This is a genomic window from Micromonospora sp. CA-240977, from assembly GCF_050942285.1.
GTDB lineage: Bacteria > Actinomycetota > Actinomycetes > Mycobacteriales > Micromonosporaceae > Micromonospora.
Genome location: NZ_CP192055.1, coordinates 3,429,972 through 3,442,520, shown reverse-complemented (window position 1 = coordinate 3,442,520; position 12,549 = coordinate 3,429,972). Strand labels below are relative to the sequence as shown.

Genomic DNA, 12,549 nt, shown 5'->3' with positions numbered 1-12,549 from the left:
TGTCACCACATCTGCTGGACGATGTCCGCCGCCTGCTCCTCCCACTGCGCGTACGCGTAGGGGAAGGCGGAGACCTGGACGGTCTGCGCGGCGGCGGTCAGCGGCAGGTCCTGCCAGCCGCCGATGTTCTTGAGTGCGGTGAAGAACGCCGAGGCGGCGTACTCCGGGTCGGTGATCTGCTCGGGCGTGCCCCAACCGGACGACGGGCGCTGCTGGAACAGCCCCTGCGAGTCGTGGTCGTTGTACGCGCCGAGGTGGCCGAGGTTGTAGAGCTTCGACTCCTGCAGCGAGGTGGCGACGCCGATCACCGCGCCCCGGTCACCGACGCCGGTCTTCTTGGCGGCGTCGACGATCGCCCGGGCGTTGGCCAGCTGCGCGTCGTCGAGCGGGATGCGCGACTGCGCGCCTTCGACGCCGTGCGGGATCAGCTGGTCGCGGCTGGGCTTACCGGCCGGCGGCTTGCCGGTCGGCGAGCCGGTGGTCAGCCCCGACTCGACGGGCTGGTCCTCGTGGCGTGGCGAGGCGGCGGCCTTGCCGGTGGCCAGGTCGATGGCGGCCACGGCGCCCTGGTGCGGCCCGGAGGTGACCGGGGTGGCAGCCGCGGTCGGCGCGAGTGCCAGACCGCCGAGGGCGGCCACGCCCACCACGCTCAGCGCGGTCTTGCGGTACGAGTCCTTGGCGATGGCGGGGAGCCATCGAGTGAAGTCGACCTTCACGATGGTTGCCCTCTCGATCGCGGAGCGCTCCGGGGTGAACACTCCTCGGGAGATGACCGCGGGAAGGGGTTTGGACTCCGGCGGTACGGGGGACACAACCGGGTTGACGTGTCGGGCATTCCGGAGATGCCGGTTTCTCCGGACGCTGCGGTCCCGGTCACCTCCGGGAATCGGACACGGCACGCACGACCGGCACGGCCGCACATATCGCCGTCGCAGCGTTCATCGGACCGGGATCACGGACTGTCGCCCCAACCGCGCACCGCGGTGTCACGAAACCCGGGTCGCGCCAGCGCGCTCCGCTCAGGCGTCGCCGTCGTGTCCGGGGCGATCGTCGTGCGTCCCGGTGCGCAGCTCCTGGAAGATCGTGATGTGCAGGTCGGCCGGGGCGTCGAGGCGGGCGTTGAGCGACTGCCACGGCGTGCGAGCGAGCGGGGCGATCTCGTGGGCCCCGGCCGCGACCAACCGGGCGGTGGTCGCCGCGGCGTCGTCCACCTCGAAGGCCACCCGGATGCGGGGCGCCACCTGTCGACCCACCTCGACCTCGTCGATCATGCGCTTCTGCGCCGGGTTGGCGATCTCCAGGGTGGCGCGGCCGGCGTCCAGGATCACCACCCGGGCGTCTCCGTCACCGGTGAACGCCGCCTCCTCGGGCAGGCCGAGTGCGTCGCGGAAGAACGCGACGGCAGCGTCGTGGTCGGTGGCCTCCACCACGAGCCGCAGCTGGCGGACAACGGGGGCGGGCGGGTCGGCGGCCATGTTCGCGATCCTAGCGCCGCGACGGGTTTAGGCTGGCACCGTCCAGGGAGGAGCGACAGTGGTCGAGTCGACGAGCGATGACACGTACCTGCTGCGCCCGGTCGGGCGGGTCGCCTCACCGCTGACCGACGCGGCGAGCGCGCCACGACAGGGCGACGAGGGCTCGCCGGTGGCCTGGCTGGTCTTCGACGCGCCTGTCGCACCGGCGCTGCGCGACCTGCACGCGGGCGCGGAGCTGTTGGTGCTGACCTGGTTGGACCGCGCCCGCCGTGACGTGCTGGCGGTGCACCCACGGGGTGACGAGAGCCGGCCGGAGACGGGCGTGTTCAGCACCCGCTCCCCGCACCGACCCAACCCGATCGGGCTGCACCGGGTGCGGGTCCTGACGGTGGACGGCCTGCGGGTCCAGGTGGCCGACCTGGAGGCCCTCGACGGCACCCCGGTCCTGGACGTCAAACCGGTGCTGGGCGCGGCCGACGAGCGCTGAGCCCGTCGACCACGCGCCAGCGCGCCGGCAGGGCTCAGTGGCCGCGGGCCAACCACTCCGCCAGGTGCGGCGCCTCCGCGCCGATCGTCGTGTCGTCGCCGTGGCCGGTGTGCACGACCGTCTCCGCCGGCAGGGTGAGCAGCCGGGTCCGGATCGACCGGACGATGGTGTCGAAGTCGCTGTAGGAGCGACCCGTCGCGCCCGGACCACCATTGAAGAGGGTGTCCCCGGTGAACACCACGCCCAGGTCCGGGGCGTGGAAGCTGCACGCGCCGGGGCTGTGCCCGGGGGTGTGCAGCACCCGCAGCGTGGTGCCGGCCACCTCGATGTCCTGCCCGTCGTGCAGTTCGCCGTGCGGCGGCAGGTGCGGGTGGACCATGTCCCAGAGGACCCGGTCGGCGGCGTGCAGCAGCACCGGCGCGCCGGTGGCCTCGGCCAGCTCGGGCGCCACCCGAACGTGGTCGTCGTGGGCGTGCGTGGCCAGGATCGCCCGGACCCGCCGGTCACCCACCAGGGCGAGGATCGCGGCCACGTCGTGCGGCGCGTCCAGGACGACACACTCGCTGTCGTCGCCGATCACCCAGACGTTGTTGTCCACGTCGAACGTCTGCCCGTCCAGGGAGAACGTGCCGGAGGTGACCGCGTGGTCGACCCGGGCGGTCATCAGAACACCACCACCGAGCGGAGTACGTCGCCCTGGTGCATCCGGTCGAAGGCGGTCTCGACCTGGTCGAGCGCGATCTCCTCGGTGACGAACGCGTCCAGGTCGAGCCGGCCCTGCAGGTACAGCTCGGTGAGCATCGGGAAGTCCCGGCTGGGCAGGCAGTCGCCGTACCAACTGGACTTCAGGGCGCCACCGCGCCCGAAGACGTCAAGCAGCGGCAGCTCGATCTGCATCTGCGGGGTCGGCACGCCGACAAGCACCACGGTGCCGGCCAGATCCCGGGCGTAGAACGCCTGCTTCCAGGTCTCCGGTCGGCCCACCGCGTCGATCACCACATCGGCGCCGAAGCCGCCGGTGGCGGCGCGGATCGCCTCGACGGGGTCGGTCTCGGAGGCGTTGACGGTGTGCGTGGCGCCGAACCTGCGGGCCCAGTCCAGCTTGCGGCTGTCGGTGTCCACCGCGACGATCGTCGTGGCGCCGGCGAGGACCGCACCGGCGACCGCCGCGTCTCCGACGCCGCCGCAGCCGATCACCGCGACCGAGTCGCCGCGGGTGACGTTGCCGGTGTTCATCGCGGCGCCCAGCCCGGCCATCACTCCGCAGCCGAGCAGGCCCACGGCGGCCGGGCGGGCGGCCGGGTCGACCTTCGTGCACTGCCCGGCGTGCACAAGGGTCTTCTCGGCGAACGCGCCGATGCCCAGCGCCGGGGCCAACTCGGTGCCGTCGGTCAGGGTCATCCGCTGGGTGGCGTTGTGGGTGTTGAAGCAGTACCACGGGCGGCCCCGGCGACAGGCGCGGCAGACGCCGCACACCGCACGCCAGTTGAGGACCACGAAATCACCCGGAGCGACGTCGGTGACGCCCTCGCCCACCTGCTCGACGATGCCCGCCGCCTCGTGGCCGAGCAGGAACGGGTAGTCGTCGTTGATGCCACCCTCGCGGTAGTGCAGGTCGGTGTGGCAGACGCCGCAGGACTGGATCCGGACGATCGCCTCGCCGGGGCCGGGATCGGGCACCACGATGGTGGTCACCTCGACCGGCGCGCCCTTGCTGCGGGAGATGACTCCCCGGACTTCCTGGCTCACTTCGCCTCCTGCTGGTGGTGTGCGGCAGGGCCGGGCGCCGGGTGGGCGGGTGTGCCACGGGCTCGGCGGTGGGCCCCCGGCGAACCTACCGCGACCACCACGGCCAGCCCAGCCGGCCGGACGGGTTATCGCGGGCGGTGCCGGGTACGCGGGCCGCATTCGACAACGGCCACACGGGGAGTGATCATGAAGCTCGCGCACCTGCCGCTTCGGCTCAGCATCGGCGCGTACTTTCTCAACTCGGGTCTGGGCAAGCGGAACCTGGAGGGTGCCGCCGCGGAGGGCATGCACGGGATGGCGGTCGCCGCCATGCCGCAACTCGGCCAGTTCGACCCACCGCGCTTCGCGAAGCTGCTGTCGTACTCGGAGATCGCGCTGGGGGCCGCGCTGCTCGCGCCGGTCGTCCCGGCCCCCCTTGTCGGGTTGGGTCTGACCGCGTTCGGCGTGGGCCTGGTGCAGCTGTACCTGAAGACGCCGGGCATGCGCGAGCCCGGTAGCGTACGCCCGACCCAGCAGGGCGCCGGGCTCGCCAAGGACGTCTGGCTGGTCGGTGCCGGGCTGACCCTGGTGTTGGAGGGGTTGACCCACGGCCGTCGACGCCGCCGGTGAGCCAAGCCTGAGGAGCGGCGGTGACCCATTCCCGTTCGGTACGGCCGTTCTACCGTCCGATGCGGCCCCGACGTCGCGACGAGCCACACCGCGCGGCCACCCCGCTGGAACTCTTCTTCGACCTGTGTTTCGTGGTGGCCGTCGCGCAGGCGGCCAGCAGCCTGCACCACGACGTCGCGGAGGGCCACCTCGGCCACGCCGCGACCAGCTACGCCATGGTGTTCTTCGCGATCTGGTGGTCGTGGGTGAACTTCACCTGGTTCGCCTCGGCGTACGACACCGACGACGACGTCTACCGGATCACCACCCTGGTGCAGATCTCCGGGGCGCTGATCCTGGCGGCCGGAGTGCCGCGCGCCTTCGCCGACGGCGACTTCGCCGTCATCACCTACGGGTACGTGGTGATGCGACTGGCCGCCGTCGTGCACTGGATCCGAGCCGCCGCCGGCGACCCCCGACACCGCGCGGCGGCGACCCGCTACGCGATCGGCGTGACAGTGGTGCAGCTCGCCTGGCTGCTGCGGCTGGCGCTGCCCGCCGACTGGGGCATCGCGACGTTCGTGCTGCTGGCGCTGGCCGACGTGCTGGTGCCGGCGGTGGCCGAACGCCCCGGCATGACCCCCTGGCACCCCCGGCACATCACCGAACGGTACGGGTTGTTCACCCTGATCGTGCTCGGCGAGGCCGTCCTGGCCATCTCGATCGCGATCCAGACCGGGCTCGACGCCGGGGAGCACGACCTCTGGTCGCTCGCGGCGGCCGGCGCGATCATCGTGTTCGCGCTGTGGTGGCTCTACTTCGACCGGCCCACCGAGGCGCCCGACCGCCTGCCGTACTCCCTGATCTGGGGCTACGGCCACTACCTGGTCTTCGCCGCGATCGCCGCGATCGGCGCCGGCCTGGGGGTGTCGGTGGACGTCGAGCGGCACCTCGCGCACGTCTCCGCGGGCACCGCCGGGTACGCGGTGGCCATCCCGATCGCCGTCTTCCTGCTCACGGTCTGGGTGCTGCACGTACGCCGGCAGCAGCACGGCGCGGTGGTCGTCGCCTTCCCCGTCGTCGCGTTGCTGGCGCTGCTCGCGCCGCTCGGCCCGGCCCCGGTGTACGTCCTCGCGGCGCTGCTCGTCGCCCTCGTGACGCTGACCGTGCTGCTGCGCGGCCGCGACGTCGGGCCGAGCGCCGCGGTCAACCCGTCCTGACTCGCCCGCCGGGGCAGCACACCACCGTTACCGCGCCGCCGGTCAGGCCACCTCGCGGGCCGGGTCGGCGTCGCCGGGCCGCGGCGCCGGCACAGCGGGCGTGGGTGCCGCCGGCACAGCGGGCGTGGGTGCCGCCGGCCGGACGACGCCCCGGTTCAGACCGGCGACCAGAACCCGGTTGTACGAGGCCGGCAGGACCCGGGCCAGCAGGTCCGGCAGCTTCGCCGACCAGCCGATCAGCACCCGGCCGCGACGCCGCTCGACGCCGCGCAGGATCACCTCCGCGGCCCGGCCCGGCGCGATGGTGAGCAGCTTCTCGAACTGCGCCCGGCCGACCGCGTACTCCTCGGGCGAGACGCCACTGCCGATCCGGGCGTTCTCGGTGATCCGGGTGCGGATCCCGCCGGGGTGCACCGAGGTCACTCCGATGCCGTCGTCGACAAGCTCGTGGCGCAGCGCCTCGGTGAAGCCGCGTACCGCGAACTTGCTCGCCGAGTACGCGGTCTGCCCGGCCGGCGCGATAAGGCCGGCGCCGACGATGAGCACGTCGACGTGGTCGGAGGCCATCGCGTTCCTCCATCCGGGGCGGTGGACGGACCCTAACACCGCGAAGGGCGGGCGCCATCCGCTGCGGCCCGCCCGCCATCTCGGTGTGCTGGTGGGCGGTATACCTCAGAGGTATGAATATGACTCTGAGGTATACCGCCCACCACCGCATTCGCCCCCGCGGAGGTGACCGACGGTCACCGCCGGCCACGGGCCACACCAGGATCGTCTAGTCGGACGCTTTGGTGAAGGTCATGACCCAGTTGGTTTCCCAGGTCAGCTCGCCGTCGGTGGAGAACGCCTGTTCCCAGCGGGCGGTGGTGGCGCTGATGTCCGACCAGATGAAGCGGCACCGCACCGGACGCCCCTCGTGCTGGTCGTCGGCGTAGAAGCGGCCGACCCCGTCGACGAAACGACCCACCATCGGGGGCTGCCCCAGCACCCCGTCAACGCTGCTCATCCAGTAGATCGACCACTCCTGCCGGGCCGGGTCGAAGACCCGGACGGTGGCGCCCGCGGAACCCTTGGTCGGGAAGGTGATCTCGTCGAAGTGGCCGCCGCCGCCGAAGAAGCCGTGCGCGACCGACACCCCGGGAAACTCCTCCCACTCGTCGGAGCCCACCAGCCGCTTGCGCAGCCGCCGGTTCACGACGTTCCAGGTGCCTACAAAGAAGTCGAAGTCGCCCATCAGCGGCCCACCGGCCCTTCCGCTCGCGTGTCGTTGAGATATCCAGTCAGGTCGGGGGCCTCCGGCGCAAGCATGTGCCGAACCCAGGCGGCCCGCTCGTGCTCCAGCACCGCCAGCTCCCACACGCAGCCGACGGTGGGTCGCCGTACCTCCACGAACCGGGTCGGGTCCTCGTCCGGGCAGTCCAGCGCCGGCTGCCCGGCAGCGGCGACCCGGACCTCCACCGCGTTGTCCCACGCCCAGGTGTACGCCAGCAGGTAGGCGCCGCTGTCCGCTCCCCGGTGCAGCACCACCCACCCGGCTGCCGGGGTGCCGTCGTCGACGATGTCGACGAGGAGCAACGGCACGTGGTCGTACGCGGCCTTCTCCACCTCCGGTTCGATCGGCTGCTCCGGCTGGTCTATGTGGTAGCGCTTGAGGTGCCGGCCGTCCACCAGCACCGGTCCGGGCGTGCGCAGTTGCTTGTCGCGAAATGCCATGCCGGGACGGTAGGACCGGTCCCCTGACAACTAGTGTCAGTGAAGTGCGGGCTTCTCGACTCCTCTCTCTGCTCCTGCTGCTCCAGCAGCACGGCCGGCTGACCGCCGCGCAGCTCGCCGAGCGGCTGGCCGTCTCCCCGCGCACCATCTACCGGGACGTGGAGTCGCTGCACGCCGCCGGCATCCCGCTGTACGGAGAGGCCGGGCACGCCGGCGGCTACCACCTGGTCGACGGCTGGCGGACCCGGCTGACCGGGCTCACCGCCGAGGAGGCCGACCGGCTGTTCCTGGCGGGGCTGCCCGGCCCCGCCGACGAGCTGGGCTACGGCGACGTGGTGGCCGCGCTGCGACTCAAGCTGCACGCCGCGCTCCCCGCTCCCCTGCGCGACCGGGCCATCCAGCTCCAGCACCGCTTCCACCTGGACACTCCCGGCTGGTACGCCGACGGCGACGCCTCGCCGGAGCTGGCCCGCACGGCCGAGGCGGTCTGGCGGCAGCACCGCGTCGAGGTGCGCTACCGCGGGTGGAACGGCGAGGTGACCCGGGTGCTGGAGCCGTACGGGCTGGTGCTCAAGGGCGGCCGCTGGTACGTGGTCGCCGACCAGCCCGGCCGAGGCGCTCCGGCGACCTACCGGGTCAACCAGATCCTCGCGCTGACGCCGCTGCCGCAGGAGTTCGTCCGACCGGCCGACTTCGACCTGCCGGCCTGGTGGCGGGCGCACGTGGTGGGGTTCCGGGCCCGCCTGCACCGCGACGAGGCCACCGTCCGACTCTCCCCCGCCGGTCGACAACGGCTGCGCGAGATCGGCAGCGATCCCGTGGTGACCGCGGTGGACGCCAGCGCCCAGCCTCCGGACGCGCACGGCTGGGTGACCGCGGTGCTGCCGATCGAGTCGCTCACCCACGCCCACGGCGACTTGCTGCGCCTGGGCGCCGACGTCGAGGTGCTGACCCCGGTCGCGCTGCGCGAACGCCTGGCCGCCACCGCCGCCGGCCTCGCCGCGCTCTACGCACCCGGCTGACCGGCTCCCGGTCAACCGGGCGGACCGCGTGACGTAGGTCGCTCGGGTTGGTCGGTGGCACCGGTCTGGGAGACTCTGTGCTCGTGGATGCGCTCTCGGTACGGGGACTTAGCCGCAACTTCGGCGACCTGGTCGTGCTCGACGACGTGAGTTTCACGCTCCCGGCGGGCCGGATCGCGGTGGTGCTGGGCCCCAACGGCAGCGGCAAGACCACACTGCTGCGCTGCGTGGTCGGCGCCGACCGGCCGGACGCGGGCGAGGTGCTGGTGCAGGGCCGCCGGGCCGACGAGACCGACCCGCAGGTACGGGCGCTGGTGGCAGCCGCCCTGGACGACATCGACTTCTTCCCGGATCTGTCCGTGGTCGAGCACCTGGAGCTTGTCGCGTACGCCCACGGGAGCACCGCCGAGCCGGCCGAGGAGGTGCTCGCCGAGTTGGGGCTGGAGCCGGCCCGCGACCAGCTGCCGGTGACCCTGTCCAGCGGGCAACGCCGCCGGCTGGCGCTGGCCTCGTGTTTCGTTCGGCCCCGCCGGGTGCTGATCCTGGACGAGCCGGAGCAGCGCCTCGACGTACGCGGGCGACAGTGGCTGGCCGAGCGGCTGTTGCGGGAACGCGAGGCCGGCACCGCCGTGCTGCTGGCCTCGCACGACCCGGAGCTGATCGACGCGGTGGTCGACGAGCGCATCGAGATCGGCCGGTGAGCGCCCCGCCGGTCACCATCGCCGACACGCCGAGCGGGGTGCCCACCGCCCGGCAACTGCGTACCCACCTGCGCCGGGCCCGCAGCCGGCACCACGATCACTCCCTCGGCGACGTGCTGGGCGACGCGTACGTCATCGTCCTGTTCACCGGCATGTACGGCTGGTTCGCGATCAGCGCCAGCCGCGACCTGCTGGACTCCCCCACTGTCGGGCAGGCGGAGCCGGGGGTGCGCTGGTGGCTGGCGCTCGCCGCGCTGCTGGCCGGCGCCGGCCTGGCCTGGCGTGGCCTGCGCGCGCTCGGCCCGCTGCTTGTCACCCCGGCCACGCAGAGCTGGGCGACCAGCGCGCCGGTCGACCGGCGGGCGTGGCTGGCGCCGCGGTTCGGCATCCTGCTGGTCGGCGCGGCGGTGGGCACCGCGGCGCTCGGATTGGCCGTGGCGGCGCTCGGCGGGGTCAGCGACCCGGCGGCGCTGGGCTGGGCGGCCGCGGCCGGCGCGGGATGGGGTGCGGCGGCGCTGGCGCTCAGCGTCGTCGCCCAGAGTAGCCGGGCAGGGCGGCGGTGGCCGACGGTGGTCGGCGCGGCGCCGATGGTGCTGGCCGCCGTCCTCACCGCCGCGGTGGTGCTCCTCGGTCACGTCGATGACGGGCTGCCCCGACCGACGGCGACGCCGGTCGTCGCGCTGTTCGCCCTGGCGGTGCCCCTCGCGGGCCTCGGCACGATCCGCGCCGTTCGGGCGCTGCCCCGGGTCGACCGGGCCACGCTGACCACCGGCGCGCAGTTCGCCAACGCCGCCGCCACGGCCACGATCCTGCTCGACCCGAGCCTGCTCGCCGGCCTGGTGGAGAGCCGGCGGTGGCGTCGGATCGGCCGGGTCGGCAGCCGCCGGTTCCTGCCCGGCCCCGGCTGGTGGGCGTTTCTGCAGGCGGACGTGCGCCGGTTGCGCCGCCACCCGAGCGCCCTGCTGATCTGGGCGACGCTGGTCGGCGTGCAGTACGCTGCCGCGCTCGCCCTGCCCGGGTTGGCCGGGGCCGCGCAGGTGGTGTTCGCGTACCTCGCCGCCAACCGGCTGACCGGTGGCCTGCGGTCGATCAGCCGCTCACCCGGATTGCGCCGGGCACTGGGCGGCAGCGACGCCCTGCTGCGCGGGATCCACCTGGTGGTGCCGGCCGTCGGCGCGGGACTGTGGTGGCTGCTGACCCTGCCGACCGTCGAGCCGGGGCCGTCCTGGCTGGCGCCGACGCTGGCGCTGGGAGTGGTGGCCGCCGCGTTCCGGTCGGGCACCCGCCCGCCGATCAACTACGGTGGCGCGACGGTCAACACGCCGTTCGGCATGGTCCCGGTCGACCTGATGCGCCAGGGCTCGCGCGGGCCGGCGCTGCTCGCCGTGCTGGTGCTGGTGCAGCTGTTCCTGGGCTGACCACCGGTCGGGGTCAGCCGGGCCCCCGGCGGCGGAGAACGGCGGCGACCTCGGCGACGCCCTCCTCGATCTCGGTCGTCGTGCGGGCCGCGTAGCCGAGGACCAGGCCCGGTCGGTACGACCGCTGGCAGTGCCAGGACAGGGGCTGCACCTTCACCCCACGGGCCAGCACCGCGGCGGCCAGGTCGGTGTCCGCCCCGGCCCCGTCCAGCGTGATCATCAGGTGCAGTCCGGCGGCGGCCCCGTGCACTGTCGCCGCGGGCAGGTGCCGGGCCAGCGCGGCGATCATCGCGTCCCGCCGCCGGATGTGCCGGCGGCGCAGCAACCGCAGGTGCCGTTCCAGCGCTCCGCTGCTCATCAGCTCGGCCAGCACCAGTTGCGGCAGCACCGCGTTGCCCAGGTCGGCGTTGCGTTTGGCGGCGATCACCGCCGCGCGCAGGCGCGCCGGCACGAGCAGCCAACCGACCCGTAGCGCCGGGGCGAGCAGCTTGGACACGCTGCCGGCGTAGCAGACGTGCTCGGGCAACACGCCGCGCAGCGCCGGCACCGGGGGGCGGTCGTAGCGGTGCTCGGCGTCGTAGTCGTCCTCGATGATCAGGCCGCCGGCGTGGGCCCAGTCGACGAGCTGGCGGCGGCGGTCGCCGTCGAGCACGACGCCGGTCGGGAACTGGTGCGCCGGGGTGAGCAGCACGGTGCGCGCCTCGCTGGCGACCAGCTCGTCGACCCGGATCCCGGCGTCGTCGACGGCGATCGGCGGGGTCCGGACCCGCCAGTTGTTCAGGTGCTGCCGCACGCCGAGCGAGCCGGGGTCCTCGACCGCGACGCTGTCGACGCCGGCCGAGCCGAGCGCCTGGGCGAGCAGACCGAGCGCCTGGGACACGCCGGCCACGATGATCACTTCGGCCGGGTCGACGGCGATGCCCCGGCTGCGGGCCAACCAGGCGGCCACGGCCCGGCGCAGCACGGGCGTGCCGCACGGGTCGCCGTAGCCGAGGTCGGCCGCGGCGAGGCGGCGCAGCACCGTCCGCTCGGCACGCAGCCAGTCGGTGCGGGGAAAGGCGGTCAGGTCGGGTACGCCGGGCGTCAGGTCGATCGTCGCGCTCGCCGCGCGTACCGCGTCGAAGATGTCGCTGCCCGGAGCCGGCGGGAACAGCGCGGCCGGGGGCGGTACGGCGGCCGGGGCGGTCACCGGCGCGGCCGGCGCGGCGACGACCACAGTGCCGGCCCGGCCCCGGCCCGCGACGTGCCCCTCCTCGGTCAGCCGCTGGTAGGCCTCGGTGACAACGCCCCGGGAGACGCCGAGGTCGGCGGCGAGCACCCGGGTGGGGGGCAGCCGCTCCCCGGCCGGCACCCGCCCGTCGGCGATGGCCTGCCGCAACCGGTTGGTCAGCCAGTCGGCCCGCCCGCCCGGCGGGGCGTCGGCGATGGTCAGGTGCAGAAAATCCGACCCCGCCGTTATGGACCTGTCGGACGCCCTCGGTTTGGCTCTGCTCATCGGACCATCCTGACAGCAGAGTGGAACCGGGACCGCCCCACCAGACCCATCGGAGGACGACAGTGACCCTTGCCTTCCTGGTCACCACGCTGGTCGTGGTGGTCACCCCGGGAACCGGGGTGTTCTTCACCCTCTCCGCCGGGCTGTCCCGGGGCGCCCGAGCCGGCGTGCTGGCCGCGTTCGCGTGCACGCTGGGCACGCTGCCGCATCTGCTGGCGGCGATGACCGGGCTGGCCGCGCTGTTGCAGACCAGCGCCGTGGCGTTCGACGTCGTCCGGTACCTCGGGGTCGGCTACCTGCTCTATCTGGCCTGGTCCACCGCACGCGACCGCAACGCCTTCACTGCGATGACCGACGCCGCGCCCCGCTCGGCGACCCGGGTGATCATCTCCGGCGTGGCGGTCAACCTGCTCAACCCGAAGCCGACGCTGTTCTTCGTCGCGTTCCTGCCCCAGTTCGTCGGCGCCACAACTGTCGGCTCGACCCGGGCGATGCTCGCCTGCGGCGCGGTGTTCATGCTGCTCACCTTCGTGGTGTTCAGCGGCTACGGCATCTTCGCGGCCCGGGTGCGGGACCGGGTGCTGACCCGGCCCCGCGTGACCGACTGGCTGCGTCGATCCGTCGCCGGCACGTTCGTCGCGCTCGGCGTGACGCTCGCCCTCACCCAACGATAGGAGTGCC

At 73.5% G+C, this 12,549-nt stretch carries 14 protein-coding genes and 1 pseudogene; 7 read left to right on the top strand and 8 right to left on the bottom strand.

Translation table 11 applies throughout. The annotated features are described in order from the left end of the window. Positions 1–2: 2 nt before the first annotated feature. Both ACQPWW_RS15745 and ACQPWW_RS15740 read right to left on the bottom strand, forming a co-directional pair. Positions 3–716, bottom strand: a complete 714-nt coding sequence (locus ACQPWW_RS15745; protein ID WP_433133414.1) for a hypothetical protein — start codon at positions 714–716, stop codon at positions 3–5. Positions 717–1,019: 303 nt separating this feature from the next. Then, positions 1,020–1,475 carry a VOC family protein gene (locus ACQPWW_RS15740; protein WP_433133412.1) on the bottom strand — a complete coding sequence of 152 codons (456 nt, stop codon included), beginning with the start codon at positions 1,473–1,475 and terminating at the stop codon, positions 1,020–1,022. 58 nt (positions 1,476–1,533) lie between these two features. Between ACQPWW_RS15740 and tsaA the strand changes: the two genes are divergently transcribed. Then, the gene (tsaA, locus tag ACQPWW_RS15735) at positions 1,534–1,962 is read left to right on the top strand and encodes a tRNA (N6-threonylcarbamoyladenosine(37)-N6)-methyltransferase TrmO (RefSeq protein ID WP_433133410.1); all 429 of its coding nucleotides are present in this window, start codon (positions 1,534–1,536) and stop codon (positions 1,960–1,962) included. A 34-nt stretch (positions 1,963–1,996) separates the two neighbouring features. Here the strand turns inward: tsaA and ACQPWW_RS15730 are convergent, their stop codons facing one another. Beyond that, complete coding sequence (locus ACQPWW_RS15730; RefSeq protein ID WP_433133409.1) at positions 1,997–2,626, bottom strand: MBL fold metallo-hydrolase; 630 nt, start codon at positions 2,624–2,626, stop codon at positions 1,997–1,999. After that, entirely contained in the window at positions 2,626–3,711 is a 1,086-nt protein-coding gene (locus ACQPWW_RS15725) for an S-(hydroxymethyl)mycothiol dehydrogenase (RefSeq protein ID WP_433133407.1), read from the bottom strand. Before ACQPWW_RS15725 ends, ACQPWW_RS15730 begins: the two co-directional genes overlap by 1 nt. A 186-nt stretch (positions 3,712–3,897) precedes the next feature. On the opposite strand from ACQPWW_RS15725, the gene ACQPWW_RS15720 reads away from it, so the two are divergent. After that, a complete protein-coding gene (locus ACQPWW_RS15720) occupies positions 3,898–4,320 on the top strand; it encodes a hypothetical protein (protein ID WP_433133406.1) in 423 nt (140 codons plus the stop codon). A 20-nt stretch (positions 4,321–4,340) separates the two neighbouring features. Next, on the top strand, positions 4,341–5,519 hold the full coding sequence (locus tag ACQPWW_RS15715) for a low temperature requirement protein A (RefSeq protein ID WP_433133404.1): 1,179 nt from the start codon (positions 4,341–4,343) through the stop codon (positions 5,517–5,519). 42 nt (positions 5,520–5,561) lie between these two features. Here the strand turns inward: ACQPWW_RS15715 and ACQPWW_RS15710 are convergent. From ACQPWW_RS15710 to ACQPWW_RS15700, 3 genes and pseudogenes are all read right to left on the bottom strand, one after another. Next, positions 5,562–6,047 (bottom strand): annotated as a pseudogene (locus ACQPWW_RS15710) (SDR family NAD(P)-dependent oxidoreductase); the annotation flags it as partial. A 247-nt stretch (positions 6,048–6,294) separates the two neighbouring features. Beyond that, positions 6,295–6,753: a hypothetical protein gene (locus tag ACQPWW_RS15705; protein WP_433133402.1), complete on the bottom strand. Its 459-nt coding sequence runs from the start codon at positions 6,751–6,753 to the stop codon at positions 6,295–6,297. Beyond that, positions 6,753–7,232 carry a hypothetical protein gene (locus ACQPWW_RS15700; protein ID WP_433133400.1) on the bottom strand — a complete coding sequence of 160 codons (480 nt, stop codon included), beginning with the start codon at positions 7,230–7,232 and terminating at the stop codon, positions 6,753–6,755. The genes ACQPWW_RS15705 and ACQPWW_RS15700 overlap by 1 nt, the downstream gene beginning before the upstream one ends. A 44-nt stretch (positions 7,233–7,276) precedes the next feature. Between ACQPWW_RS15700 and ACQPWW_RS15695 the strand changes: the two genes are divergently transcribed. The 3 genes from ACQPWW_RS15695 to ACQPWW_RS15685 all read left to right on the top strand — a co-directional run bounded on the left by ACQPWW_RS15695 (position 7,277) and on the right by ACQPWW_RS15685 (position 10,373). Further along, the gene (locus ACQPWW_RS15695; protein ID WP_433133398.1) at positions 7,277–8,254 is read left to right on the top strand and encodes a helix-turn-helix transcriptional regulator; all 978 of its coding nucleotides are present in this window, start codon (positions 7,277–7,279) and stop codon (positions 8,252–8,254) included. A 77-nt stretch (positions 8,255–8,331) separates the two neighbouring features. Further along, positions 8,332–8,955 carry an ABC transporter ATP-binding protein gene (locus ACQPWW_RS15690; protein WP_433133396.1) on the top strand — a complete coding sequence of 208 codons (624 nt, stop codon included), beginning with the start codon at positions 8,332–8,334 and terminating at the stop codon, positions 8,953–8,955. Next, entirely contained in the window at positions 8,952–10,373 is a 1,422-nt protein-coding gene (locus ACQPWW_RS15685) for a DUF6297 family protein (RefSeq protein ID WP_433133394.1), read from the top strand. The genes ACQPWW_RS15690 and ACQPWW_RS15685 overlap by 4 nt, the downstream gene beginning before the upstream one ends. 13 nt (positions 10,374–10,386) lie before the next feature. Here the strand turns inward: ACQPWW_RS15685 and ACQPWW_RS15680 are convergent, their stop codons facing one another. Next, positions 10,387–11,868, bottom strand: a complete 1,482-nt coding sequence (locus ACQPWW_RS15680; RefSeq protein ID WP_433133392.1) for a PLP-dependent aminotransferase family protein — start codon at positions 11,866–11,868, stop codon at positions 10,387–10,389. Between the two features lie 62 nt (positions 11,869–11,930). On the opposite strand from ACQPWW_RS15680, the gene ACQPWW_RS15675 reads away from it, so the two are divergent. Then, positions 11,931–12,542, top strand: coding sequence for a LysE family translocator (locus tag ACQPWW_RS15675; RefSeq protein ID WP_433133390.1), 612 nt, complete (start codon positions 11,931–11,933; stop codon positions 12,540–12,542). Positions 12,543–12,549 lie beyond the last annotated feature (7 nt).

Excerpts from the sequence above, each read along its gene's own strand:
- ACQPWW_RS15740 (WP_433133412.1), bottom strand. The coding sequence starts at position 1,475 with ATGGCCGCCGACCCGCCCGCCCCCGTTGTCCGCCAGCTGCGGCTCGTG.
- ACQPWW_RS15730 (WP_433133409.1), bottom strand. The coding sequence starts at position 2,626 with ATGACCGCCCGGGTCGACCACGCGGTCACCTCCGGCACGTTCTCCCTG.
- ACQPWW_RS15720 (WP_433133406.1), top strand. The coding sequence starts at position 3,898 with ATGAAGCTCGCGCACCTGCCGCTTCGGCTCAGCATCGGCGCGTACTTT.
- ACQPWW_RS15705 (WP_433133402.1), bottom strand. The coding sequence starts at position 6,753 with ATGGGCGACTTCGACTTCTTTGTAGGCACCTGGAACGTCGTGAACCGG.
- ACQPWW_RS15700 (WP_433133400.1), bottom strand. The coding sequence starts at position 7,232 with ATGGCATTTCGCGACAAGCAACTGCGCACGCCCGGACCGGTGCTGGTG.
- ACQPWW_RS15680 (WP_433133392.1), bottom strand. The coding sequence starts at position 11,868 with ATGAGCAGAGCCAAACCGAGGGCGTCCGACAGGTCCATAACGGCGGGG.